The sequence below is a fragment of the Hydrogenophaga laconesensis genome, assembly GCF_031457235.1.
GTDB lineage: Bacteria > Pseudomonadota > Gammaproteobacteria > Burkholderiales > Burkholderiaceae_C > Hydrogenophaga > Hydrogenophaga laconesensis.
This window is the reverse complement of sequence record NZ_JAVDWE010000014.1, coordinates 65,247-90,635: the sequence shown is the minus strand read 5'-3', so window position 1 is coordinate 90,635 and position 25,389 is coordinate 65,247. Positions and strand designations below refer to the sequence as shown.

26 protein-coding genes are annotated in these 25,389 nt (G+C 62.7%); 14 read left to right on the top strand and 12 right to left on the bottom strand.

Features of this window, described 5'->3' with window-relative positions; translation table 11 throughout:
• Positions 1 to 23 precede the first annotated feature (23 nt).
• Genes J2X09_RS21015 through J2X09_RS20980 form a run of 8 tightly spaced genes read left to right on the top strand, consistent with a single transcriptional unit; the run spans position 24 to position 8,303 of the window.
• Entirely contained in the window at positions 24 to 1,226 is a 1,203-nt protein-coding gene (locus tag J2X09_RS21015) for an ABC transporter substrate-binding protein (RefSeq protein ID WP_204734800.1), read from the top strand.
• A gap of 55 nt (positions 1,227 to 1,281) precedes the next feature.
• Positions 1,282 to 2,490, top strand: coding sequence for an ABC transporter substrate-binding protein (locus tag J2X09_RS21010; RefSeq protein WP_204734801.1), 1,209 nt, complete (start codon positions 1,282 to 1,284; stop codon positions 2,488 to 2,490).
• 43 nt (positions 2,491 to 2,533) lie between these two features.
• Positions 2,534 to 4,003: an acetyl-CoA carboxylase biotin carboxylase subunit gene (locus J2X09_RS21005; protein WP_182118910.1), complete on the top strand. Its 1,470-nt coding sequence runs from the start codon at positions 2,534 to 2,536 to the stop codon at positions 4,001 to 4,003.
• Positions 4,004 to 4,005: 2 nt separating this feature from the next.
• Positions 4,006 to 4,506: a biotin/lipoyl-containing protein gene (locus J2X09_RS21000; RefSeq protein WP_204734802.1), complete on the top strand. Its 501-nt coding sequence runs from the start codon at positions 4,006 to 4,008 to the stop codon at positions 4,504 to 4,506.
• A 10-nt stretch (positions 4,507 to 4,516) separates the two neighbouring features.
• Positions 4,517 to 6,115, top strand: coding sequence for an acyl-CoA carboxylase subunit beta (locus tag J2X09_RS20995; protein ID WP_182118909.1), 1,599 nt, complete (start codon positions 4,517 to 4,519; stop codon positions 6,113 to 6,115).
• Between the two features lie 9 nt (positions 6,116 to 6,124).
• Positions 6,125 to 6,988: an SDR family oxidoreductase gene (locus tag J2X09_RS20990; RefSeq protein ID WP_008905438.1), complete on the top strand. Its 864-nt coding sequence runs from the start codon at positions 6,125 to 6,127 to the stop codon at positions 6,986 to 6,988.
• Positions 6,985 to 7,863, top strand: a complete 879-nt coding sequence (locus J2X09_RS20985) for an SDR family oxidoreductase (RefSeq protein ID WP_008905437.1) — start codon at positions 6,985 to 6,987, stop codon at positions 7,861 to 7,863. The genes J2X09_RS20990 and J2X09_RS20985 overlap by 4 nt, the downstream gene beginning before the upstream one ends.
• Complete coding sequence (locus J2X09_RS20980; protein ID WP_182118908.1) at positions 7,860 to 8,303, top strand: PaaI family thioesterase; 444 nt, start codon at positions 7,860 to 7,862, stop codon at positions 8,301 to 8,303. The genes J2X09_RS20985 and J2X09_RS20980 overlap by 4 nt, the downstream gene beginning before the upstream one ends.
• A 164-nt stretch (positions 8,304 to 8,467) precedes the next feature.
• Here the strand turns inward: J2X09_RS20980 and J2X09_RS20975 are convergent, their stop codons facing one another.
• The 12 genes from J2X09_RS20975 to J2X09_RS20920 all read right to left on the bottom strand — a co-directional run bounded on the left by J2X09_RS20975 (position 8,468) and on the right by J2X09_RS20920 (position 21,753).
• Entirely contained in the window at positions 8,468 to 9,568 is a 1,101-nt protein-coding gene (locus J2X09_RS20975; RefSeq protein ID WP_204734803.1) for a CaiB/BaiF CoA transferase family protein, read from the bottom strand.
• 47 nt (positions 9,569 to 9,615) lie between these two features.
• Complete coding sequence (locus J2X09_RS20970; protein WP_204734804.1) at positions 9,616 to 10,476, bottom strand: ABC transporter ATP-binding protein; 861 nt, start codon at positions 10,474 to 10,476, stop codon at positions 9,616 to 9,618.
• The gene (locus J2X09_RS20965; RefSeq protein ID WP_182118907.1) at positions 10,470 to 11,699 is read right to left on the bottom strand and encodes an ABC transporter substrate-binding protein; all 1,230 of its coding nucleotides are present in this window, start codon (positions 11,697 to 11,699) and stop codon (positions 10,470 to 10,472) included. The genes J2X09_RS20970 and J2X09_RS20965 overlap by 7 nt, the downstream gene beginning before the upstream one ends.
• A 71-nt stretch (positions 11,700 to 11,770) precedes the next feature.
• Complete coding sequence (locus tag J2X09_RS20960) at positions 11,771 to 12,823, bottom strand: branched-chain amino acid ABC transporter permease (RefSeq protein WP_008905432.1); 1,053 nt, start codon at positions 12,821 to 12,823, stop codon at positions 11,771 to 11,773.
• A 3-nt stretch (positions 12,824 to 12,826) separates the two neighbouring features.
• The gene (locus J2X09_RS20955) at positions 12,827 to 13,714 is read right to left on the bottom strand and encodes a branched-chain amino acid ABC transporter permease (protein ID WP_204734805.1); all 888 of its coding nucleotides are present in this window, start codon (positions 13,712 to 13,714) and stop codon (positions 12,827 to 12,829) included.
• A complete protein-coding gene (locus J2X09_RS20950; RefSeq protein ID WP_310309232.1) occupies positions 13,711 to 15,663 on the bottom strand; it encodes an AMP-dependent synthetase/ligase in 1,953 nt (650 codons plus the stop codon). The genes J2X09_RS20955 and J2X09_RS20950 overlap by 4 nt, the downstream gene beginning before the upstream one ends.
• Positions 15,660 to 16,460 (bottom strand): ABC transporter ATP-binding protein, encoded by an 801-nt coding sequence (locus tag J2X09_RS20945; protein WP_182118906.1) that lies wholly within the window; start codon positions 16,458 to 16,460, stop codon positions 15,660 to 15,662. Before J2X09_RS20945 ends, J2X09_RS20950 begins: the two co-directional genes overlap by 4 nt.
• Positions 16,461 to 16,463: 3 nt before the next feature.
• Entirely contained in the window at positions 16,464 to 17,624 is a 1,161-nt protein-coding gene (locus tag J2X09_RS20940) for an acyl-CoA dehydrogenase family protein (RefSeq protein WP_204734806.1), read from the bottom strand.
• Between the two features lie 31 nt (positions 17,625 to 17,655).
• Positions 17,656 to 18,423 (bottom strand): SDR family NAD(P)-dependent oxidoreductase, encoded by a 768-nt coding sequence (locus J2X09_RS20935; protein ID WP_204734807.1) that lies wholly within the window; start codon positions 18,421 to 18,423, stop codon positions 17,656 to 17,658.
• A gap of 9 nt (positions 18,424 to 18,432) precedes the next feature.
• On the bottom strand, positions 18,433 to 19,680 hold the full coding sequence (locus tag J2X09_RS20930) for a thiolase family protein (RefSeq protein WP_204734842.1): 1,248 nt from the start codon (positions 19,678 to 19,680) through the stop codon (positions 18,433 to 18,435).
• Positions 19,681 to 19,714: 34 nt separating this feature from the next.
• The gene (locus tag J2X09_RS20925; RefSeq protein ID WP_374726523.1) at positions 19,715 to 20,560 is read right to left on the bottom strand and encodes an enoyl-CoA hydratase/isomerase family protein; all 846 of its coding nucleotides are present in this window, start codon (positions 20,558 to 20,560) and stop codon (positions 19,715 to 19,717) included.
• 14 nt (positions 20,561 to 20,574) lie between these two features.
• On the bottom strand, positions 20,575 to 21,753 hold the full coding sequence (locus J2X09_RS20920) for an acyl-CoA dehydrogenase family protein (protein ID WP_204734808.1): 1,179 nt from the start codon (positions 21,751 to 21,753) through the stop codon (positions 20,575 to 20,577).
• A 179-nt stretch (positions 21,754 to 21,932) separates the two neighbouring features.
• Here J2X09_RS20920 and J2X09_RS20915 point away from each other — a divergent pair, with 179 nt between their 5' ends.
• The 6 genes from J2X09_RS20915 (at position 21,933) to J2X09_RS20890 (ending at position 25,386) form a co-directional block, all read left to right on the top strand.
• Positions 21,933 to 22,097: a hypothetical protein gene (locus J2X09_RS20915; protein WP_204734809.1), complete on the top strand. Its 165-nt coding sequence runs from the start codon at positions 21,933 to 21,935 to the stop codon at positions 22,095 to 22,097.
• Entirely contained in the window at positions 22,094 to 22,336 is a 243-nt protein-coding gene (locus J2X09_RS20910) for a hypothetical protein (RefSeq protein ID WP_008905422.1), read from the top strand. The genes J2X09_RS20915 and J2X09_RS20910 overlap by 4 nt, the downstream gene beginning before the upstream one ends.
• Before the next feature lie 71 nt (positions 22,337 to 22,407).
• Positions 22,408 to 23,592 carry a lipid-transfer protein gene (locus tag J2X09_RS20905; protein WP_008905421.1) on the top strand — a complete coding sequence of 395 codons (1,185 nt, stop codon included), beginning with the start codon at positions 22,408 to 22,410 and terminating at the stop codon, positions 23,590 to 23,592.
• Between the two features lie 33 nt (positions 23,593 to 23,625).
• Positions 23,626 to 24,069 (top strand): MaoC family dehydratase N-terminal domain-containing protein, encoded by a 444-nt coding sequence (locus tag J2X09_RS20900; RefSeq protein ID WP_008905420.1) that lies wholly within the window; start codon positions 23,626 to 23,628, stop codon positions 24,067 to 24,069.
• A gap of 10 nt (positions 24,070 to 24,079) precedes the next feature.
• Positions 24,080 to 24,496 (top strand): MaoC family dehydratase, encoded by a 417-nt coding sequence (locus J2X09_RS20895; RefSeq protein ID WP_204734810.1) that lies wholly within the window; start codon positions 24,080 to 24,082, stop codon positions 24,494 to 24,496.
• A gap of 62 nt (positions 24,497 to 24,558) precedes the next feature.
• Positions 24,559 to 25,386 (top strand): SDR family NAD(P)-dependent oxidoreductase, encoded by an 828-nt coding sequence (locus J2X09_RS20890; RefSeq protein WP_204734811.1) that lies wholly within the window; start codon positions 24,559 to 24,561, stop codon positions 25,384 to 25,386.
• Positions 25,387 to 25,389 lie beyond the last annotated feature (3 nt).

Genomic DNA, 25,389 nt, shown 5'->3' with positions numbered 1-25,389 from the left:
GCTTATTCCATAGGAGACCTGCGATGCGAACACTACAGAAGCTGACCCAGCGCTTTTGCCTCGGCGCCCTCGCCGCACTGACCTTCGACAGCGCACTGGCGGCAGATCCCGGGGTCACGAACGAGAAACTCGTGCTTGGCGCGGTCATTCCGCTGAGCGGCCCGCCCAGCATCATTGGCAAGGCCATTGCCACGACCCTGAAAGTTTGGGAGCAGGACGTCAATTCGCGCGGCGGCATCGGCGGACGCAAAATCGACATTCGCATCGAGGACGACGGCTATGTGCCGCAGCGCACCGTTCAGGGTCTCAAAAAACTGATCGATGTCGAACAGATCTTTGCATTGATCGGCACCTCCGGCTCGTCGCAGTTGCTGGCCATGCTGCCCATCATCGACGAGCAGAAAATTCCCGCCATCAACCATATCGCCGTCAACAGCGCCCACTTCAACCCACCGCACAAGACGCTGTTCAATATCGGGGCAACTTACTGCCAGGAGGTCTCTGCCAGCATGAAGCATCTGGTCACATCCCAGAAGCTGCAGGGATCGAAGTTCGGCCTGATCTTCCAGGAAGACGATTACGGCACCGACGTCAAATGCGGCTACGAACAGGCCCTGAAAGAGCTCGGCTTGAAAAGCAGCATCGAAGTTGCCTACAAACGCGGGGCGAAGGATTTTTCCGCCGAGGTGTTGAGCGTGCAGCGCGCCGGCGCCACCTTCGTGCTGACCGGCGGCATCATCACCGAAACCGCCGCCATGCTCAAAGAGATCGCGAAGAACCAGATGCAAGCCGTGCGCCTGGCCGCTCACCCTTCGCATCTGCCTGCGGTACTGGCCCTGGCCGGCCCGGCAGCAGACGGCGTGTACGTCGCCGAGTATGTGCCTCCAGTGACCGACACACAAACACAGGGCATTGGCAAACTCACCGCACTGACCTACAAATATTTCTCAGCCAATGAGGTCAAGGACATGAACCGGTATTCATTGACCGCCTATGTGGGTGTCCAGTTGCTCGAATCAGCGCTCAACGCCTGTGCCAAAAACCTCACGCGTGCCTGCGTGGTTGAAAAGCTCGAGCAGACCAACAATTTCACCAGCGACGGCATCATGGCCCCCTTGACCTTCGGGCCCAATATTCGACAGTCGGGGACCCGCCCCATTTTGCTCAAGGCGAATGCCAGCGCCGGGAAATTCGAGCGAGCCTCTGAATTTCTGAGTTCCAAGTAATCAAGACGACGTGCCACCAGCCCCTCCCCCATTACTCAACCAGGAGTGCCTTTTCATGACACGCAAATACTTTCGATATGCCGCCGCCAGTCTGCTCAGCATGGTTATCAGCCTGACGGCCACGACCGCCGCTGCTGCCGACCCCGGCGTGACCGACGCCAAAATCGTCCTCGGCTCGGTGACGCCCGTCAGCGGCCCCCCTAGCCTGCTGGGCAAGGCCCACATGCTTGCCTTGCGGGTATGGGAGCAGGATGTCAACGCCCGCGGTGGCATCAACGGCCGCAAGGTGGAAATTCGCCAGGAAGATGACGGCTATGTGCCTCAGCGTGCTGTGCAAGGCGTCAAGCGACTGGTCGACGTGGAAGGCATCTTCGGCCTCATCGGCACCTCGGGCTCAGCGATGCTGCAAGCCATGCTGCCCTACATCAACGAGCAAGGCTTGCCAACCATCAACGCGATGGCCGTGGCAGCAGCGCACTTCACTCCACCGAACAAAACGGTATTTGTGATCGGGCCAACCTATTGTCAGGAGTTGAGCTCCGCCATGAAAAACATGGTCGCTAGCAAGAAGTTGCAAAAGGAGAAGTTTGCGCTGGTCTATCAGGATGACGAGTTTGGCAGCGACGTGCGTTGCGGCTACCAGAAGGCGATCAAGGATCTGGGGCTTAACAGCGTGTCCGAGATCTCCTTCAAGCGTGGCACCAAGGACTTCTCGGCTGAGATGCTGAGTCTGAAGCAGGTGGGAGCGACCTTTCTCGCGTCGGGCGGCGTGGTAGCCGAGCATTCGATGCTGATGAAGGAAGCCGCTAAAAACCAGATGTCGCTGACCTTCCTTGCCGTGCACTCGGCCCACCTGACCCCTGTTCAGGCGCTCGCCGGTGCCGCGGGCGACGGCTACTTCGTCGCAGACTATGTCCCGCCTCTGACCGACCTGTCGGTGCCAGGCATGGCCAAGTTCATGGGGTTGGCACAGAAATATCTGTCAGCCGACGAGTTGAAGTCGCTCAACCGCTATTCGATCACAGCCTACGTCGGTGCGCTGCTGATGGAAGACGCGATCCGCCGCTGTGGCAAGGCGCTGACCCGCGCCTGTGTCGTCGAGAAGCTGGAGACAACCAAGAACTTCAACACCGATGGGCTGGCTTCTCCCATCAGTTTCGGCCCCAATGACCGGCACTCGCCGAGCAGCGTGCTCGTGTTGCGCTCGGACGCCAAAAACTCCCGCTTCGAGCGCGTGTCCGAACCCATCCCCGTGCTCGATTGACACCAGACGCCGTTCGTCACCCGCCGTACAACTGGTTCCGCCCGTGTTTCAAAAAGTTCTGATCGCCAACCGTGGCGAGATCGCGCTGCGGATCCTGCACACACTCAAGGGCATGGGGCTCGCCACCGTGGTGGCCCACCACGCGGTGGACGCCGATAGCCCGGCCGTGCTGGAGGCTGACGAGTCGGTCGAATTGCACGCCTTGACGCCCGTGGCGGCCTACCTCGATATCGCGCAGTTGGTTGAAGCGTGTCGGCGCAGTGGGGCACAGGCGCTGCATCCCGGTTACGGCTTCCTGTCTGAAAACACGGCGTTTGCGCGTGCGCTGGAAGCTGCTGGCATCGTCTTCATTGGCCCGCGTCCGGACAGCATCGAACTGATGGGCGACAAAGTGCGCGCGCGCAGCTTCGTCGCCCAACGCGGCTTTCCGGTGGCACCGAGCGCCATCGAGGACGATGACCCGGCCAGCTTCGTCGAGCGCGCCAGGGCGCTCGGCGCGCCGCTGCTGATCAAGCCTTCAGCCGGCGGTGGCGGCAAGGGCATGCGAATCGTGCGTGACCTCGCCGTGTTGGATCGCGAGATCGAGACCGCACGGCGCGAAGGTGAGCGCTATTTTGGCGACGGTCGGCTGTTTGTCGAGCGCTATGTGGAGCGCCCACGCCACATCGAGGTGCAGGTGATGGGCGACGCGCATGGCCAGTTGGTGCATTTCTGGGAGCGTGAATGTTCAGTGCAGCGACGCTTCCAGAAAATCATTGAAGAAACCCCCTCCCCGGCCCTTTCACCGGTGCAGCGCCACGATATTTGCGAAGCCGCAGCCGGCATTGCCCGCGCCGCCAACTATCGCGGCGCCGGCACCGTGGAGTTCATCTACGGCGCCGGTGGCGAGTTTTACTTTCTTGAGATGAACACGCGTCTGCAGGTCGAACACCCGGTCACCGAAATGGTGACGGGCTTTGACCTCGTTCGCGAACAGGTACGCGTCGCCCAGGGTGAGCCGCTCGGCTACACCCAGGCGGACATCGTGCAGCTTGGTCACGCCATCGAATGCAGGCTTTACGCCGAAGACGCCGAGCATGATTTTCGCCCCTCCACCGGTGACATCCTGTGCTGGCGACCACCCTCTGGTCCCGGCGTGCGGGTTGATGCCGGCGTGCGCGAAGGACAGGCGGTAACTGCCGCATTTGACCCCATGATCGCCAAAATTATTTGCCATGCAAACACGCGTGCACAGGCTATCGAACGCTCCATCCTGGCGCTTGAGCAATCGGTGCTGTTGGGTCTGACCACCAACGCACGCTACCTCACGCGGGTACTGCGCCATGCCGAGTTCCGTGCTGGGCAGGCCGACACCGGCATGCTGGCACGCTGCGCCGACGAGCTGCGCGAGTCTCTCACCCCCGATGACATCGACCTGGTACTGGCATCGGCGGTGCTCGCCGACCGCGAACTGTTGCGCGCCGTTCACTCCATTCCCGCGATGCACGCCGCCATGGGACCCTGGAGGAATTGACGATGCGCCGCCGCTATGTCATCAATGGCAAGGTCCATGACCTCGTGGTAACACGTGGAGCGAATGGCGTGTTCCACGTCAGCCATGGCGAACGCAAATTCGAGATGCAGGGGAAGACGCTGCCTGATGGCCGTTGGCGGGTCACCGTGGATCAGCGCCCGCAAGCCGTCAGGATCGCCGCGCAAGGCGACAGTCGATTCGTGCACAGTGCGGCCACCGGTGCCCTTGAAGTCGAGGTGATCGATCTCAGCGCAGCCTCCGGCGGCGACCGGGCCGGTGCCGCTTCCGACTTGCTGCAGGCGCCAATGCCCGGCACGGTGATCGCGGTTCATGTAGCAGCCGGCGATGCCGTGCACACGGGCCAACCGCTCATCGTGATCGAAAGCATGAAGCTGGAAACCACGCTGACGGCACCGCGCGACGCCCGGGTCAAGACTGTGCACTTTGCCGTTGGCAACACCTTCGCTCTCAAGTCCACCCTCGTGACGCTGCAAGACCCCTGAGAACCGATTGATGAAACGCATCGACTCCCGCATCGACACCGCATCCGAAGCGTTCCGGCGAAACCATCAAGCCATGAGCGCCATCGTCACGAGTTTTCGCGAGCGCATGGAAATCACGCGCCACCAACGTCCGCCGCATGAGATCAAGCGCGTGCGCGCGCAGGGCAAATTACTGGTACGTGAACGGCTGGACCTGCTACTAGATCCCGGTACGCCCTTTCTTGAGTTCTCGGCGCTGGCTGCCTGCGAGGACTACAACGGCGAGGTCCCGGGTGCCAATGTGGTCACTGGCCTGGGCGTGGTCAGTGGCCGCGAGGTGCTGATCCACGCCGACGATTCCAGCGTCAAGGGCGGTGTCTGGTACACGCTCACGCCACGCAAGCTGGCACGACTGCTGGACATCGCGCTGGAGAACCAGTTGCCGGTCCTGCATTTGTGCGACAGCGGCGGCGCCTTCCTTGAAGAACTGTCAGGCGTGTACATCGAGGGTGGCCGGGTGTTCCGCAACCAATGCCTGCTGTCCAAGGCCGGCGTGCCGCAGGTCGCGATGGTGTTCGGCCACTGCACCGCCGGCGGTGCCTACATCCCGGCGCTGTGCGATTACAGCATCATTGTGCGTGGCACCGGCGGCGTGTTCCTCGGCGGGCCACCGCTCGTGAAGGCCGCCACCGGTGAGGAGCACACCGCCGACGAGATCGGAGGCTGTGATTTACACACGCGGGTATCCGGCACGGTCGACTACCCCGCTGACAATGAGGCCCACGCCATCGCGATTTGCCGCGAGATCGTTGCGCAGTTCAAGCCCGCGACGAAAAGCTACCTGCCAGAACGCGATGCCGAGCCACCCTACTACGACCCCGACGAAATGCTGGGCATCGTCTCGCCCGACCACCGGGTGCAGTTTGACCAGCGCGAACTCATTGCCCGCATCGTCGACGGCAGCCGCTTCCACGAATACCAACCCGCTTATGGCACCACGCTGATCTGCGGCTACGCCTACATCTGGGGGTACCGCGTGGGCATCCTCGCCAACAACGGCGTGTTGTTCAGCGACAGTTCCAAGAAAGCGGCGCACTTCATCTCGCTGTGCAATCAGAACCGTACACCGCTCGTGTTTCTACAAAACACCACCGGCTACATGATCGGCCGCAACTACGAAATGGAAGGCATCACCAAGGACGGCGCCAAGATGTTGATGGCGCAGGCTGGCAGCGAGGTGCCCAAGTTCACCGTCATCACCAGCGCAGCTTTCGGTGCGGGCTATTACGGCATGTGCGGACGGGCGTGGGATCCACGGATGATCTGGGCCTGGCCGAACGTGCACATGGGGGTGATGGGCCCCGATCAGGCCGCCAACACCCTCGCCGACGTGAAAATCGCCCAGTTGCGCCGCAAGGGCCACACGCCCGATGAGGCCGAGATGGCGCAATTGCGCCAGCGCGTGTACGAAAAGGCCGAACGCGAATCCAACGCCTACTTTGCCACCTCGCGCTTGTGGGACGACGGTCTGCTGGCGCCCACTGACACCCGCAACGCACTGGGCATGGCACTCTCAGCCGCCGCACACGCCCCGATCGCCGACCCGCACTACGGAATTTTCCGATTCTGAAGGGACAACATGACAGAAGACACCACCTTCGGCTTCGACGATGAAGCCCTCGCAACCCGCCCCACCGTCTACCAGAGCGGACTCTTCGAAGGCCAGGTGGTGATGGTCAGCGGCGCCGGCAGCGGCATCGGCAAAGCCATCGCCTTCCTGTACGCGCGCCTGGGCGCCAAGCTGGTCATCTGCGGGCGCGACCCAGCCAAGCTAGAGAGCTGCGCCGAATGGCTGCGCCGGCTCGGCAGCCCTGATGTGCTGGTGCACCCCATGACGATCCGTGATCCCGAGCAGGTGGAACAGTTGATCGACGTGGCCTGGCTGCACTTCGGACGCATCGACGTGCTCGTCAACAACGCCGGCGGGCAATTCCCGCAGCGGGCGCTGGACTACAGCGTCAAGGGCTGGAAGGCGGTGATCGACACCAACCTGAACGGAACCTGGTACATGATGCATGCGATGGCGCGCCGCTGGCAGGGCACCGGCACGCGGGGCAACATCGTCAACATAGTCGCCACGTTCCAGCGGGGCATGCCGGGCGTGGCGCACACCTGCGCTGCGCGCGCCGCGGTGACTCACCTGTCTAAAACTGTTGCAGTGGAGTGGGCGCAGCATGGCATCCGCGTCAATTGCATAGCGCCTGGAGCGATCGCCAGCACCGGCTTTCGTCAGTACTCCCCCGAGGCGGTGAAGGCCTTCGCCGGAGCCAACCCGATGAAACATGTCGGTGACGTGCAGGACGTGGCCGAGGCCGCGGTCTACCTCAGCGCGCCCAGCGGCAAGTTCGTCACCGGCGAACTGCTCACGGTGGATGGCGGCGGCGTGCTCTGGGGCGAAGTCTGGACCATCGCCAAACCCGATTACTTCAAGGTGAACACATGAATTCGGCTGACTCGCAACACCCCAAGTTCGGCCCGGGCGACGAGGCCCTGGCCGCACTCCCGACGGTCTATCGCGACGACCTTTTCGCCGGCAAAGTGGTGCTGGTGTCGGGCGCCGGCAGTGGCATCGGCAAGGCGATTGCCTTCCTGTTCGCGCGGCTGGGTGCCACGCTCGCCATCTGCGGGCGCAAGGCCGACAAACTCGAGGACTGCGCCGAAAAACTGCGCGCGCTGTCGGGCCGTGAGGTATTCACCTACCCGATGACCATCCGCGACCCCGAGCAGGTGGACGCCATGCTCAGTGCCGTGTGGGAACGTTTGGGCGGCGTCGACGTGCTGGTCAACAACGCTGGCGGCCAGTTTGCCGCCCATGCGATGGACTTCAACGTCAAGGGCTGGAACGCGGTGATCGACACCAACCTCAATGGCAGCTGGTACATGATGCAGGGCGCGGCCAGGCGCTGGGTGGAGCAAGGCCGGCCCGGCAACATCGTCAACATCACCGCCGCCATCGACCGCGGCCTCACGGGCATGGCGCACACCACCGCCTCGCGCGCGGGCGTCATCGCGCTGTCGCGCACGCTGGCCATCGAGTGGGCAGAGCACGGCATCCGCCTGAACTGCATTGGCGCCGGCGCCATCGAGAGCAACGGTTTCAACAACTACCGCGAAGAAAACGTTTCCACTTTCTACTCGTGCAATCCGATGAAACGGGCCGGCGACGTGCAGGACATCGCGGAGGCGGTGGTCTACCTCGCCGCACCCTCGGGCAAGTTCATCACCGGCGAGGTACTCAACGTCGAAGGCGGGATGCTGCTGTGGGGCGAGTTCTGGCCAGCCGGAAAACCCGACTACTTCAAGGTCGATCAAGAGTGACCTCACAGCCCCCTCTTCCGTCGGCAACATACTCCCACGGGCCTTTTCAGCAGCTCGTCGGGTACGACATCCTGCACAACGAGCGCGGCCTGTATTTCCGGCTGCCGATCCGGCGCGACCACCTCAACCCCCACGGCGTGCTCCACGGCGGCGTGCCCCTGACCTTGCTCGATGCGGTCGGGGGCAGAACCCTGATCGACCGGCCGATCCCGGGCAGCGGCCAGCTCATCCAGTCGTCGGTAACGGTCACGCTCACCGTGGATTTCATGCGTGCGGTCGGCACAGGAATCCTGTTTGCATCGGCAACGCCTGACCACATCGGCAAGACGCTGGCCTATGTGTCGGTGAAGGTCACGCTCGACGCACTCGACGGAGACATCGTGTCGCGCGGCATCGGCACCTACCGCATCTACACCAAGTCACTGGTCAAAGCGGTCTGATCGGTGCTCGGCGGAGACCGCCCGGCAAAGCACTGCCGCTCAATGCAAATGATCATCGGGCGGCGGAAGGATTTTCAGCTCGCGGTTGATGCGTTCGATTTGGTCGGGCTGAAACTGCGTCGAATGCCTGTGGTCCGTTTTCCCCAGCCCCCACCATTCTTCGACTACAAGAGTTCGTCGTCGTGTTCGCCAATGAACGGTGCGGGGCCTGGGCGATCAGTCACCGTCCGGCTGAACCTTGGTGCCGGCGAAGGTTGGAGCACGCCGTCTCGCTCAAAGAAAGTGCCGCGCGCGCTGTTGTGTGGATGATGTGCAGCCTCTTCCAGAGTCAGCACCGGCGCAAAGCACACGTCGGTCCCTTCCAGCAACGCACACCAGTGCGTGCTCGGCTGGGAGCGGAAGATGTCGGTGACCTGGCGTTTGAGTGTCGGCCAGACGGCCGGATCGCGTTGCCGTTGAAACTCGGGATCGCTGATGCCCAGCTTCTCCAGCAGCAGCACATAGAATTGGGGTTCCAGTGATGCGATCGAGATCCATTTCCCGTCAGCGCACTCATAGGTGTCGTAGAAATGCGATCCGCCATCCAACAGGTTGGCCTGCCGCTCATTCTTCCACATTCCCAGCGCCTTGAGGTCGCAGACGATGGAGGTCAGCAGCGCAGCGCCGTCGGTGATCGCAGCATCGACCACCTGACCATGGCCAGAGGAGCGCGCTTCAAGCAAAGCGCAAACGATGCCAAAGGCTAGAATCATGCCGCCGCCGCCCAGGTCGCCAACCATCGCCGGCGGCGCTACTGGCCCGCCGTCCGAGCGGCCAATCATGCTAAGCGCGCCCGACAGCGCAATGTAGTTGATGTCATGCCCGGCGGCCTGCGCGAGCGGGCCGTCCTGACCCCAGCCGGTCATGCGTCCGTAGACGAGTCGCGGGTGGCGTGCCAGCAGCACGTCCGGGCCCAATCCCAGCCGCTCCATCACGCCCGGGCGAAAACCCTCGATGATTGCGTCGGCCCCGTCGACCAGCTCCAGCACCCGCTGTACGTCTGCGGGTGACTTCAGATCGACCGCCACCGAACGCCGGCCGCGGTGCAGCACGCTGCGCCGACCACTGGCCAGGAAGGCGCCTTCCCCGCGGTCTTTGCCCTTGTCGGCCTTGCGGTCCAGGCGGATCACATCCGCACCCATGTCGGACAGCATCATCGCGCAGAACGGTCCGGGGCCGATGCCGCCGAACTCGATAACTTTCAACCCCTGCAAGGGACCACTCATTTGTCGTTACTCCTGAAACTGAATTTGAACCACAAGCCAGCCGTTTGTTACCCCAGCCAGCGCTTGCGCCGCTTGTAGTGCTTGACCTCTCGGAAACTCTTGCGCACCCCCTCGCGGTCCAGGCCGAGATAAAACTCGCGCACATCCTCGTTGTCGCGGAGTTCCTGGGCCTGCCCCTCCAGCACGATGCGACCGCTCTCCATGACATAACCATAGTCGGCGATCTCCAGGGCCACGCGTGTGTTTTGTTCGACGATGAGCAGCGACAGCCCCTGCTCACGCAGGTGGCGCAGCACGCTGAAGACTTCCTCGACCATGCGCGGCGCCAGCCCGAGTGACGGCTCGTCGATCAGCATGAGTTTCGGCTCGGCCATGATCGCGCGCCCGATCACCAGCATTTGCTGCTCGCCGCCCGACAGATAACCGGCCGTGCGTTTTCGCAGGTCGGCCAGGCGCGGAATCGCTTCGTACACGCTGTCCATCGCCCGGCGCATCGCCTGCGCCGATGGAAACATGTGGCCGCCGATGATGAGGTTTTGCTCGACCGTCATGTGCTGCAGCACGCGCCGGCCTTCCATCACATGAACCAGACCACCGCGCACCACGGTCGCCGGGTCGTGCCCCTGAATCGGTCGGCCGTCGAAGGTGATCGTCCCCCCTGAGACGCGGCCATCTTCCGAGTCAATGACGCCGGAGATGGCCTTGAGGGTGGTGCTCTTGCCTGCGCCGTTGGCGCCCAGCAGCGCCACACATCCGCCTTCGGGGACCTGCATCGACATGCCCTTGAGCGCCAGGATCACCTCGGCATACAGCACCTCGACGTTGGACAGCGTCAGCACCGCCGGATTGGCGGCCGCATCGGGCGTGGTCCGTTGATCCGGTGCTGCAGCAAGGGCTGAATTCACCATTTGGGCACCATTGGGACGGCCACATCGCCCGCCGCCCGAACGACCTTGCCGTCCTTCATGGTCACGATGTTGACCTTGGCGGTGCCGGTGGGGAAGGGGTTGTCGTTGCTGAAGTCCGCGCCTGGCAGTATGCCCATCAGGTCGTTGCTGGTGAACTGGCTGTTCATCAAGGTCTCGCGCACGGATTCACCGGTGACTTTGCCGGCGCCCTTGGCCTTGATGGTGGCTTCAATCGCGCGCACGGCCACGATGGTTTGTCCAAGACCCATGATGGTCATGGCATTCCAGGTCGATTTCAGGCCGTGCTTTTCCTGCAACATGCTGTAGAACTCGCGTGCGGTCGAGTCACTTTCGCTGGCATCGGCGATGGCACCCACCTCGAAATCACCGGCAAAGCCGTTCGGGTCGCCCAGTGCCTTGGATGATCCCACCAAGCTGTTGTGCAGCGAGAGCATGATCGGGACGTTTTTACCCAACGCCTGCAGCGCACGCTTGGTGGCCACGGCCTGCGCGGTGTTGGTCTGGATCACGATCACGTCGGTGCCAGCGTTGACCAAGCGACGCACTGCCAGGGTCACGTCGGCCGGTTGCACTTCGGTCCAGACCGCCTCGACGAAGGTGGCTTTGTCCGGGTTGGCCTTGGTGTAGCTTTGCAGGCCCTTGGCCATGTCGGCATAAGCGGGGGTGGCTTCGGAGGTGATGATCGCAACCTTGACAGGGCGCTTGCCATCGAGTTTGGTGGTGCGGAACCATTCCAGGAATCCGCCCGCCTCATGGGCGTAGGTGGGGCGCAGGTTCAGGGCCCATTGGTTGGGTTTCCAGCCGAAGCCGTAGGTGGCGGTGCTCATGAGCATGGGGATCTTGTCTTCCGGCAAGCGTTGCTGCAGCGCGGCGGCATCCGGGCCGCCGAGGCCGAGCAGGAGCGCGGGTTTGACTTCGGCCTTGATGCCGGGCCACAGGCTGGCGGTTTGAGCCACGTCGTAGCGCGTGTCGAAGGTTTTGACGACGATCTGCACGTTGAGCTTGCTACCGACTTCCTTGTTCCACCACTCGATCACGGCGAGTCGCCCGCCTTGCATCTGTGGCATGACGTTGGCGTAGGGGCCGGCGAAGTCGGCAAAGGCGGCCACGTTGATCGTCGTCGTTTGCGCGTGGGCGGGCGCGTTCAGCAGCAGGCCAGTGGCCAGGGCGGTCGTGAGTTTCAGAAAGGTTTTGCGTTGCATGCTTGTCTCCAGTTGTGGTGGTGGTGAGGAAAAGGGGCGGGGGGAATTGCGACTCGCTGTGCCGGGCGGGCTCAGTGGTGAAACGGCCAGAGCCGGTAGTTGGCTTTCAGGATGTTCCAGCGGTGCATCAGGCCTTTCGGTTCAAGCAGCAGGAACAGCGTGATGATGAGGCCGAGAAACACATTCATGCTGGCGAAGATCAGGTCGCTGCTCAGGCTGGGAATTCGCTCGACCAGGTCGGGGCCCAGACTGGTGATGACTTCTTGGACGCCCCGGATGAGCACGGTGCCGATCAGTGCCCCGACGATCGAACCGAGCCCGCCGACGATCATCATGGCAATGAACCAGATCGAGTTGAACAGCGTGAACTGGTCGACCGAGACGAAGCGCACCTGGTAGGCCCACAGGGCACCGCCGATGCCAGCGTAAAAAGCGCCGAGCACAAAGGCGCGCGACTTGGCGCCGGCCACGTCGATGCCCATCATGCCGGCGGCCACATCGTCGTCGCGCACGGCGACGAAGGCGCGCCCGTGGCGGCTGCGCAGGATGCCGAAAGCGCCGAATACCATCACCATGGTGACGACAAGAAACAGGTAATACAGAGAACGGTCGGTGTTGAACAAAAATGTGCCCAGCCTCGCAGGCTCCAGGCTGAAACCATTGACGCCGCCGAGCCAGGATGAGGGCAGGTTCAGGACAACGAAGTGGAAGATGAACTGGGCCGCGATGGTGGTCAGTGCGAGGTAGAAACCCTTGATGCGTTTCGCTGTCATGCCGAACAGCCAACCGGCCAGCGCAGCCACCAGGCCGGCAACCGGCACTGCCACCCAAAACGGCAGCCCGGCCTTGACCTCGACCACACTGGCGGCGTAGGCACCGACCCCCATGAAGGCAGCCTGGCCCAGGTTGATCTGCCCGGCGTAGCCGGTGGTGATTTGCAGCCCGACCACCACGATGGACGTGACCAGCATCAGGTTGGCTACGGCTACCAGACGCTCCGAGGCGAACCAGGGGAGGATCAGCAGAATGACAATGAACAGCGCCAGGGTGACCCACTGGGCGCGCGTGCGGATCAGCGCGCGGTCGCGCGCATAGCTGGTGGAAAAAATGCCGGATGGATCCATGGGTCAGACTCTTTCAATGCGTTTCCAGCCGAACATGCCGGTCGGACGAATAACCAGCACCACCAGCATGAAGATATAGGGGACGACGGCAGCGGCACTGCCACCGATCAGCGGGTCGATGTAGGCGGCGGTCAGTCCCTGCACGACCCCGACGATGATGCCCGCCAGCAGCAGGCCGCCGATGGATTCGAGCCCTGCCAGCAGGGCCACCGGCAGGGCGGCGAAGCCGATTTCGGAGGACAGGAATGTCAGCGACTTGCCGCTCAGGTAGACCATCGAGGTGATGACCGACAGCACACCGCTTAGCGCCCAGGCGAAGGCGATGGAGCGGCGCACGCTAATGCCCATGGCCAGAGCGATCTGGTGATCCTCGGCCACCGCCGCCATCGCCAGCCCGGTGCGGCTGCGGTTGAAGAACCAGTGCAGCGCCACAGCCGCCACCACCGCGATGAGGCCACCGATGGCAAGCGAGCGCGGGATGATCATCTCGCCCAGGATGATGGGCGTGAGGGGAAAGATGGCGGGGAACTGGCGCTCCTGCGGGCCCCAGATCACCAGCACCAGTCCGCGCATCAGGATCAGCAACCCGATGGTGACCATGATCATCGAGAACACCGACTCGCCAATCAGCCGCCTGAACAACAGGCGTTCAATCGCCAGCCCGATGAGCACCGAAATGCCCAGTGCAACGGCGATGCCCAGCGCCGGATGCATGCCGCGCGACTGGATCGCCCACCACAGCAGGAAGGCGCCCAGCACGATCATCTCGCCGATCGCCATGTTGAAGACCTTGCTGGCGCGGTAGATGACGACAAAGCCCATTGCCACCAGCGAATACAGCAGGCCGAGCAGCGCGCCGTTGATGGTGTAGTTGATGAATTCGATGATCATGGGGTGTGTGTTCCTTCAATGTCGGTGGCCACCACGGTTGCGCGCAACGCGCCTTGGCGGCCGTCCTGGTAGGTCACGGCTATTTCGCAGGCAATGTCGGCGACACCTGCATACAGTCCGTCAATCAGAGCTCCATAGCGCACCTCGAGAAACTCTCGGCGCAGCTTGCGCGTGCGGGTGAGTTCGCCTTCGTCGGGATCGAGCTCCTTCGGAAAATTGGCGAAGCGCACCACCCGCGAGCTTTCTGGCAGCAGTTTGTTGATGCGGCGGATTTCGCCCTGCACCAGTTGCCGCACCTCGGGCCGTTGCGACAGGTCGGTGAAGGTGGAGAATGCGATGCGCCGCTCCTCGGCCCAGCGGCTGGTCACCGCCATGTCGATGTTGATCAGCGCGCCAACCCAGGGCCGGGTGGCGTCGCCCAGCACCATCACGTCCTTGATGAAGGGCGAAAAGCGCAACCGCGTCTCGATGAACTGCGGGGGATACGAGTGACCGCTGGCGAGTTTGACCAGGTGTTCCACGCGGTCGAGGTACACGAGTTCTCCGCTCTCGGTCTTGCGCACTGCGTCACCGCTGACGTACCAGCCGTCGCGCTGGATGCTGGCGGTCTTGTCGAGCTTGCCCCAGTAGCCGAGAAAGCCGGTACCGCCGCGCAGCAGCAGCTCGCCGTTGTCCTCGATGCGCGATTCCAGCGGTGCGCCGAAGGCTGGGTCCACATCCAGCAGCGGGCCCACGGTTTCGAGGTCGTAGCGCTCGCCGCGGTGGCCAGCAATCAGACCAAACTCCGAGCAGCCATAAATATTGCGCAAATGGACGCCCATGGCGTGAAACAAACGAAACACGTCGGGCGCCATGGCGGTGCCGCCTGAAACCGCGACGTCGCTGCGAACAAAGCCGAACTGATCGCGCACCGGACGCAGGGCCAGCGCTTCGGCCACCGGCAGCAGCAGGCGCGACAGCCACGGTGCCGTGCGCCCTTCGAGCCGCGCCACATGCACGTCGTGGCCGATGCGGATGCCCCAGCGGTAGATGCCGCGCGCCATCCAACTCGCTGCGAGCATGCGCGCCTCGATGGTGGCGGCGATGTTCTCCCATTGGCGCGGGCCGAACAGCACGATGTGTGGCGCGAGTTCGCGCAAGTTCGGCAAGACCTGGTCGGGGCCCTCCGGGAAGTTGACCACCAGGGGCGTGATCAGCCCGAGGGTCACACCCAGCAACTGCTCGGTGATCCAGGCCAGCGGCGTGTAAGACAAATATTCCATGCCGGATTGCAGCGGCAACGCGCTCCTCATCCGAACCGCGTTGTCCATCAGCCAACGGTGGCTGATCATCACGCCCTTGGGCTTGCTGGTGGTGCCGGAGGTGTAGGTCAGTAGCGCCAGATCGTCCGCCTGGCCGGCGTTGACTTCACGTTCGAAGCGCAGCGGGTGCTTCTCGTGCTGACGCCGACCTTCAGCGGTCAGGTCATCAAAGGATTGCAGCAGCGGATGCCGGTACGACCACATGCCCGAGTTGTCCCAGTAGGCGATGCCCTGGATATCAGGCAGTCGCTCCAGCAGCGCGAGCGCCTTGTCAACCTGCTCCTGATCCTGCGCGAAGATGAAACGGGCCTTTGAATCCTCGCACAGGTAATGCAATTCGTCGACGGTGGCATCCGGGTAAACCGACACGGTTTTGGCGCCCAGTGACTGGGCCGCAAACAGCGCCCAGTAATGCTCGGGTTCGTTCTCGCCGATCACGATCACGGTTTCGCCGCGCTGCAGGCCCTGCGCCGCCGCGCCAAGCGCAATGCTGCGCGTTCGATCAAACACGTCGGCCCATGTATGGCAGCGCCACATACCTTTGCGCTTGACGCGCTGCGCCAGCAACTGGGGATGTTCCCGGGCGTGGGCGAACAACTTCTGCGGCAGGGTCATGACGACTTCCGGGGCGGGGTCGTTCGCACTCATGCCGCAGCTCCCAAGTAGGCCTGGATCACGGCCGGGTCGGCCTGCACTTGTGCTGGCGTGCCGTCGGCGATCTTGCGGCCAAAGTCGAGCACCGCCACGCGGTCTGCCAGATCCATGACCACCCCCATGTCGTGCTCCACCAGCACAACCGGGATGCGCTTGGCCTCGCGCACGTCTATGATGAAACGGGCCAAATCTTCTTTTTCTTCGGTGTTCATGCCGGCCATGGGTTCATCCATTAACAGAACCTTGGGTTTCATCGCCAACGCACGGCCCAGGTCAACGCGCTTGCGAAGACCGTAGCCGAGTGCGCCTACCGGCTGGTGGCGGATATTCTCAATTTCAAGGAAGTCGATGATTTCCTCGACTGCTTCCCGATGCAGCGTTTCTTCACGCTGGGTCCAGGGAAAGTAGAGAAATGCCTGCGCCAGATTTGATCGCATCTGGCTGTAGCGGCCGACCAGGATGTTGTCGATCACGCTCATGTTGGAGAACAAATGGGTGCCCTGAAAAGTGCGCACCACACCATCGCGCGCGATCTCATGCACCGCGCGGCCTTTGATGTCTTGACCACGGTAGTGCACGCTGCCTTGTTGCGGCAGGTAAAAGCCGCTGAGCACATTCATCAGCGAGCTCTTGCCTGCGCCGTTGGGTCCAATGATGGCCAGCAGCTCGTTGTCACGCACATCGATGGCGACCTCGGCCAGCGCGGTGACACCGCCAAAGCGCAAGGTGATGTCCCGCGCCTGCAGCACCGAAGCCTCGCTGGACGGGCTATTCAAGGAGTTAGAGGTCATGGGTTAGGAGAAGGCGTTGATACCGGTCAGGGCGCGGCCAATGATGAGTTTCTGGATTTCGGTGGTGCCGTCGGGAATCGGCATCATGCGGGCGTTTCTGAACAACAGTTCAACGCCGAAGTCTTTGGTGATGCCGTTGCCGCCATGAATCTGCAATGCTTTCGACGCGACGTTGACCGCTATCTCGGTCGCGTACCACTTGGCCATGGCGCTTTGCACCTCGCTGCGCACGCCATGGTCGATCAGGTTGAACGCGCGGTAGACCAGCAATCGCGCGGCGTCGAGTTCGGTGGCCGCCTCGGCCAGCATGCCCTGGATCAATTGATGACCACCGATCGGCTTGCCATGCTGGCGGCGTTCCTTCGAATAGGCCACCGCCTTGTCGAGTGCCGCCTGGGCGATACCGATCGAAGTCATGCCGACCATGGGACGCGCCTTCTCGAACAGCACCATGGTGTTCTTCAGACCGGTGCCGGGTTCAATCATCATGTTCTCGGCCGGTACGCGAGCGCCGTCGAAGAACAGTTGTGCGGTTGACGTGCTGTTGAGCCCCAGCTTGTCGATGTTGCGGCTTTCGTAGCCGTGTTCGGCGCGGTCCACCAGGATCATCGAGATGGCGCCCGAACCTTCTTGTGAGGTGCGCACGATGACCATGCAAAAGTCGGAGTAGTGGCCGTTGGATATCCAGGTTTTCTCCCCGGTGACAATGTAGTGGTCGCCATCGCGCTGGGCACGGCAGGTGACTTCAGCCACGTTGGAGCCGACCCCGGGCTCGCTGATGCCGCTGCAGGCAATGATTTCGGCGCGTACCATGCGTGGCAAATATTTCTCACGCATGGCCACGTTCGTGCAGACCTCCAGCGAATAGGCGCCGAGCTGCTGAATCAACAGCGAGATTGCCACGTCGCCGGAAATGCGCGCGAGTTGCTCATACATCAGTGCATAGGTGAGCCAGGGCATGCCCAGACCACCATGTTCCTCGGCAATGATGCCGTTGCCGCCCATGCCGTAGGGCAGCATCTTCTGGAAGATCTCCAGCATCACCTCTTTTTCAATTAGCTTGTCGGGCTGGTAGCGTTCGACAATCGGACGCAGTTCGGTCTCCAGGAAGCGAGTGAAGCCTTCCACGGCCATGCGCTGTTCTTCGGTGGGGAGGAAATTCATGGTGCTGGTCTCGGTGTGTTGTCGGTCTCGTTCAGCGAGTGCTCATGCGTGCACCGGCATCAATGTGCAAACAGGTCGCGTTGATATAGGGGTTCTCGACGATGGAACGCACCAGGTGGGCCAGCTCGCCGGCTTGACCCATGCGGCGCGGGAACAGAATCATGCGGTCAACGATGGCCTGTGCGACCTTCTTTGGCAGGCCCGCGACCATTGGCGTTTCGAACAAGCCCGGCGCAACCGCTACGCAGCGGATGCCCAGACCGGCCAGGTCCCGTGCCACCGGCAGCGTGAGGCCGATCACCCCGGCCTTGCTGGCGGCGTAGGCCGCCTGTCCCATCTGGCCGTCCTGTGCGGCACCGGACGACAGGTTAATGATGACGCCGCGCTCATCACCCTCAGGCTCATTGCGCGCCATCGCCACGGCTGCCAGGCGCAGCACGTTGAAAGTGCCGGTCAGGTTGACGGCAATCACCTTGTCCCACAGTGCCAGGGGAAAGGGTTTTCCATCGGCCACGGTCTTGGCTGCGTCGGGCACGCCAGCGCAGTTGATGCAAATGTGAATGGCGCCAAAACGGGCCAGGGTTGCGTCGATGCCCGCCTGCACCTGTGACTCACTGGTGACATCTACCTGCTCGAACATGGCGGCAGAACCCAGTTCGGTGGCTGCCTGTACACCACGCTCGCTGTCGCGGTCGAACAATGACACCCGTGCGCCGCCTGCGGCGAGCGCATCAACCACCGCGCGCCCCAAGCCTGAAGCACCACCTGTGATGATGGCCACCTTGTCATGCAGAATCATTTTTGTCCTTCAGCGACCGAGGATGGTGATGGCGGCCACGGCTTCTTCAATTCCGAACAGGCCCCCACCGTTTTCTGCGATGGCAAGGCGGGCCCCTTGCACCTGGCGAGCCCCCGCTTCGCCGCGCAACTGCACGACCAGTTCATGCAACTGACCCAGCCCGGTGGCGCCGATCGGGTGCCCCTTGGACTCCAGACCACCCGAGGTGTTGATCGGGATGCGGCCGCCAATCGTGGTGTCACCGCGCTCGGCGAGTGGCCCGCCTTCGCCGAACGCACAGAAGCCAAGGTTTTCACTCTGCACGATTTCGCCGATGGCGGTGGCATCGTGGACCTCGGCCAGCGAAATGTCTTGCGGGCCAACGGCTGCGAGTTCGTAGGCTTGTTTGGCAGCCTTGACGGTGATGTGTTGATCCAGGTCTTCAGAGCGGCGGGTGCTGCCAGTGGCAATGACCGATGCCAGCACCTTGATGGCGCGCTCACGCTTTGCCATGCGCGCCAATGCTGCCTCGGAACACACGACGACCGCGGCAGCGCCGTCGCTGATGGGTGCGCACATCGGCAGCGTCAACGGGTAGGTGATGGGGGGCGCGGCCAGTACCTCGTCAATGGTGTATGCATTGCGGTATTGCGCCAGCGGGTTGTGCACCGAATGGCCATGATTCTTGGCCGACACGGCGGCAATTTGTCGCTGCGTGGTGCCGAACTCGCGCATGTGAAAGCGACCAAAGGCGGCGTAAATGTCCATGAACAGGCTGTAGGGCGCCTTGGACATGGACCCTTCCGGCGGCTCAATACCGTGCCCCATTTGAAGCAGCCTGCGTTTATTCTCCTCGACCGTGGCCACGTCCCAGGCACCGTCGAAGACGCTGAACATTTTGGCTTTGTCGGCGCAGAACATTTTCTCGGCACCAATGGCCAGCGCGATCTCGCCTGCCCCCGAGCGCACGTACTGCACCGCCAGGTTGAAAGCCGAGCTGGCACTGGCGCAGGCGTTCTCAATGTTGAAAATCGGGATGGACTCGAAGCCCATCGAACGCAACACAACCTGGCCACGGATCATGGTCTGGCCTTCGAGTGCGCCCTGTGTTGCGTTGGAAAAGTATGCCGACTGGATTTCGCTGATGGACAGTCCGGCATCGGCCAGCGCGGCGTTCACGGCAGCGGCGGTCAGTTGCTTGATATCGCGGTCAAGAAACTTGCCGGTCGGCGTCATGCCGACGCCGACTATGTAAACGGCGGCTTGCGGGTTGGTCATGGTAATGCGTCCATTCAGAAGAAGCGGTGTGAAATCAGTAGCCCTTGAAATCGGGTGTGCGCTTGCCGACGAAAGCCGCGAGGCCCTCTTGTATGTCGTGCGAATGGCGGTGCGCGTCGAGCACCAGGCGCTCCAGCCGCAGTGCCGAAGCCTGTGGCTGCTCCAGCCCATCGGCCACGACCTGTTTCATGCGGCGCAGCACCAACGGGCTCTTGCTGGCGATACGCAAGGCGATTTTTTCGACCTCGGACGCCAGCTCGGCATCCGGCACCACGCGGTTCACCAGGCCAAGCGGAACCAGTTCGCGCGCGGGCATGGTGTCGCCGGTGAACAGCAGGTATTTGGCGGCGGTGGCGCCGATGCGCCGTGGCAGGATCGCCGCGCCGCCCGCGCCCGGAAACACGCCGAAGTTGGCATGCGCATCGCCGATGCGGGCACTTTCGGCGGCGACGATGAGGTCGCAGGCCATGGCCAATTCCAGCCCGCCGGCCATCGTCAGGCCGTTCAGCGCGGCGATGGTGGGTTTGGGGCAAACGCGCAGCCGATCCATCATGCCGCCGACAAGATCGAGAAACTCGCCCATCGGGTCGCTTGGGCCGGGGTCGCCAGCGCTGCTCTCGAACACACCTTTGAGGTCGGCGCCTGCGCAGAAGGCTCGGCCCGCACCGGTCAGCACGATGACGCGGATGGCCGGGTCACGCTCGCAACGCTCGGTCGCATTGCGCAATTCGGCGCACATTGACTCCGACAGGGCATTCATCGCATCGGGCCGGTTCAGCGTGATCCACGCCACGGCGCCACGTTGCTCAAAGCGGATGGTCAACGAGGGTTGCATCTTCAAGGCCTGCTTGTTTGTGTGGTGGTCAGCTGCGCTTGCCATGCGGGTTTGGGGAATCAACCGCGCAGCAGCTCTTCGGCGATGATCATCTTGCGCACCTCGGATGTGCCTGCACCGATTTCGAGGATCTTGATGCAACGGAACAGCCGGTTGATCTCGGACTCCCAGATGTAGCCGCTACCGCCATGCACTTGTACGGCCTTGTTGAGCACCCGGTTGCAGGCTTCGCCAGCGTAGAGGATGGACGCTGCGGTGAGCTTGTGCACATCGCCGCGGCCTCCGCCGCCCACCTCCAGATCATTGACCTCGGCCAGGGTGCGCCAGACCAGGGTTTTCATGGCTTCGATCTCGGTGTACATCTCGGCCAGCATGGCCTGCACCATCTGGAAGCTGCCGATGGGTTTGCCGAACTGCACGCGCGTCCTGGCGTACTCGACGCTCAATTCGAGCGCACGTTCGCAGATGCCCACGCACAAGCCAGCCACCAGCGCGCGCTCCAGATCGAGCCCGCTCATGACGATTTTGACGCCTTCGTTTTCCTTGCCCACCAGGTTGGCTGCCGGCACGCGGCAGTTGTCGAACACCAGCTCGCCGGTCTGGCTGCCGCGAAAACCCATCTTGATGAGCTTTTGAGCCACCTTGAAGCCGGGAAAATTCTTCTCGACGATGAAGGCCGAAATGCCCTTGGCACCCAACTCCGGCGCGGTCTTGGCGTAAACCAGCAGCACGTCGGCCACCGGGCCGTTGGTGATGTAGATCTTGGTGCCGTTGAGGATGTAGTGGTCGCCCTCGCGGCGCGCGCTAGTGCGCATCGCGCCCAGCGCATCCGAGCCGGCGCCGGGTTCGGTCAGGCCGAGCGCGCCGATTTTTGTGCCGTTGCACAGATCGGGCAGGTATTGGCGGCGCTGCGCCTCGTTGGCGTTGCGGTAGATGTTGTTGACGCACAGGTTGTCGTGCGCCGCCCAGGACAAGGCGATGGCGGGGTTCCAGCGCGCAAAGGCCTGGCAGATCAGGCCCGAGCTGAACAGGTCCATGCCCGCGCCACCATGCTCGGCAGGCACGGTGGCCCCCATGAAGCCAGCCGCTCCAATTCTCTGAAAGATATCAGATGGCCACCACTCCTCGTCGTCCATGCGGCGCGCGAGTGGCACGAATTCCTTGCGCGCGAACTTGTCGGCGGCTTCGAGCACGGCACGGTCGTCGGCGGAGAGGGCAAAACTGCGAGGCGTGGACATAAAGGATGCCTATCAATGCGTGGGCTGCGGGCAAGGTGTCACGGCGCGCGCCCAAGCTGCGGGGACGAGGTCTCTTTGGGTTTGCGCGAATTTAATGAGGGATTGCCAAACTGTCAAGCGTTAGGTAGGATTCGTTGCAGGCGCTCACCTGAAGTGCCAGAGATCTGGAGACTTCGGCCATGGGAGGCGGAATCAGTGCGGATTCATTGGCGGGGGCCGACCTGTTGCTCAAGCAGGTGGTCACCCGTGCCGCATTCACCCGTGACACCTATCGGATCACGCCGCTCGCGGCGCGACCCTTCATCAGTGACAAACGACGCTTCGACCTAAGGAAACAGCCTTGACCCACGAACGCGGGATGAACCTGCTGCGCCGCCAAAACGTGGGCGACAACTTGCGCCGCGCGGTGAAGGCAACCGGAGAAAAACATACGGTCATCTTCGAGTTCTGTCGTGGCCGCCTGCCCGGCTTCGAGGCGCCGAAGCGGATTCACTTCCGAAGCTCGCTGCCAATCAGTGCGGCCAACAAGATCCTCAAGAAGGACCTCAAAACCGAGTATGCCAACGCGGACAAGGGCGGCTGAGGCCGTCGGCCTCCCGGTGTCCGAGTCCAAAACGTTTCGATCGAAACATTTCAACCCAAGGAGTCAGTGCGATGAACCAGAAAGTTATTGTTGCCGGTGTGGGCATGATCCCGTTCACCAAACCGGGCGCCAGCGAGCCCTATCACGTGATGGGAGAAAAGGCGGTGCGCCAGGCCATGGCCGATGCCCGCGTCGAATACCCCATGATCCAGCAAGCCTATGTGGGCTATGTGTATGGCGATTCCACCTGCGGCCAGCGGGCGCTCTACCCGGTGGGCATGAGTGGCATCCCCATCGTCAACGTCAACAACAATTGCTCCACCGGCTCGTCGGCGCTGTTCCTGGCGCGCCAGGCGGTCGAAAGCGGTGCCGCCGAGTGCGTGCTGGCCCTGGGCTTCGAGCAGATGGCCGCCGGAGCCATCAAGGCCCAGTTCGAGGACCGGCCGACACCGTTCGAGGAGTTTGACCGGGCCACCGCCGAGCTTGTGGGTCATCCGGAAATCCCGCTGGCCATTCGCTACTTCGGCGGTGCCGGCAAGGCGCACATGGACAAGTACGGCACCCAACTGGCGACCTTTGCCAGCATTCGCGCCAAGGCCAGCCGCCATGCCGCCAACAACCCGCTGGCGCTGTTTCGCAAGGAGGTCTCGGTCGATGACGTGATGAACGCACCGATGCTGTGGGAGGGCGTGATGACCCGCCTGATGGCTTGCCCGCCGACCTGCGGCGCCGCTGCTGCGGTGATTTGCTCCGAAGCCTTCGCCAAAAAGCATGGGCTCGACACCCGCGTGTCGATTACCGCCCAGGCAATGACGACCGATTTCCCCAGCACCTTCGAGTCGCACGACATGATGCGCGTGGTCGGCTTCGACATGGCGCGCGATGCGGCGCAAAAGGTCTACAAGCAGGCCGGCATCGGGCCGCAGGACGTGAACGTGGTTGAGCTGCACGACTGCTTCGCGCAGAACGAACTGATCACCTACGAGGCGTTGGGCCTGTGCCCGGAGGGCGGCGCGGAGAAGTTCGTGCTCGATGGCGACAACACCTATGGCGGCAAGGTGGTGACCAACCCGTCGGGCGGCCTGTTGTCGAAAGGTCATCCGCTGGGCGCGACCGGCCTGGCGCAATGTTTCGAGCTGACCCATCAACTGCGCGGCACGGCGGAGCAACGCCAGGTCAAGGGTGCGCGTGTGGCCTTGCAGCACAACCTCGGGCTGGGCGGCGCTTGCGTCGTCACGCTTTACCAAGCCGGCTGAGCGCAGGCGCAGCAAACCAGAAGCTGGAGTCCCATGATTGACAAGCAATTCATCGGTTACGAGGTGCCGCCCACGCTGTGGGATGTGGAGAAGGGGCGCATCCGCTTTTTCGCCGAGGTGATCGGTGCCACCGACCCGATCTACTTCGACGCGAGCGCCGCCCAGGCCGCTGGCTACCGCAACGTCGTGGCACCACCGACCTTCATCTTTGGCGCCGAGAGCGATTCGGGGGTGTTGATGACGTTGCTCGACACGCTCAAGATCGACTTGCGCAAGGTCTTGCACGGCGAGCAACGCATTGACTACCACGCCCCGGTGTGCGCTGGCGACACGCTGCGCTTCCAGACCCGCGTCACCGACATCTACGACAAGAAGGGCGGCGCGCTCGAGTTTGTCGTCAACGACACGAAAGTCACCAATCAGCTCGGCGAGCATGTCTCTGACCTGCATTCGGTGGTCGTCGTGCGCCACGCCTGAAGGACTATTCATGAACACTCAAGTAAAAATCCTGGATGTTGGTGACGAAATGCCTGTACTGGAATTGCCACCGATCAGCCGCACCACACTGGCACTGTTCGCCGGTGCGTCGGGTGACCACAACCCGATCCACATCGACATCGACTTCGCCCGCAGCGCGGGTATGAAGGATGTGTTCGCGCAGGGTATGTTGTCGATGGCCTACCTCGGGCGTGCGCTCACCGAATGGGTGCCGCAGCGCCAGCTCCTCAGCTATGGCGTTCGCTTCGCGGCCATGACCCACCTCGGCGACCGCATACGCTGCACGGGCAAGGTGCTTGAAAAGATTGAGCATGCAGGTCGGCCCTGCGTGCGCGTTCAAATCAGCGCGGCGAAGGCGACAGGCGAAATCACGCTGGCCGGCGAGGCACTGGTTGCCTTGAACTGAGGCCTCCGTTTGGCGGCCCGACTTTTTATTTATTTCCTTTTAATCACAAGCAAGGACACACCATGAAAACACTTGAAGGCAAAGTTGCCATCGTCTCCGGATCGGGTCGCGGCATCGGCCGCGCCATCGCCATGAAACTCGCCCGCGAAGGCGCCAAGGTGGTCGTCAATGACCTGGACGCCGGCCCGGCCGAGCAGACCGTGGCCGACATCAAGGCCGCTGGCGGCATGGCGCTGGCTTGTGCCGGCAGCGTCACTGCCGACGGCTTCGCTGAAAAGTTCGTCAAGACCGCGATCGACGGCTTCGGCGGCCTGGACATCATCATCAACAACGCCGGCTACACCTGGGACAACGTGGTTCAGAAGATGACGGACGAGCAATGGAACGCGATCATCGACGTGCATCTGACCGCGCCGTTCAAGATTTTGCGCGCTGCTTCGGAGTTCATCCGCGTCGCCTCGCGCAAGGAAGCCGAAGCGGGGCAGGAGGTGTTTCGCAAGGTGGTCAACATTTCGTCCATCGCCGGCACCGGTGGCAACGCCGGTCAGGCCAACTACTCGGCGGGCAAGGCCGGCATCATTGGTCTGACCAAGGCGCTGTCCAAGGAGTGGGGTCGCTACAAGGTGAACGTCAACGCCGTTGCTTTTGGCATGATCAAGACGCGGCTGACCGAGGCACCAGCCAGTGGCGATGCCTCCATCGACGTCGGGGGTCGCAAGATCAAGGTCGGCGTCAACTCCGAGCTGCTGGAAATGATGGAGCGCACCATTCCGTTGGGTCGCGGCGGCACGCCCGAGGAGGCAGCCGGGTCGGTCTACCTGCTGTGCATTCCCGAGTCGAACTACGTCAGCGGACAGACGCTGATCTGCGGCGGCGGCATCTCGATCTAAAGC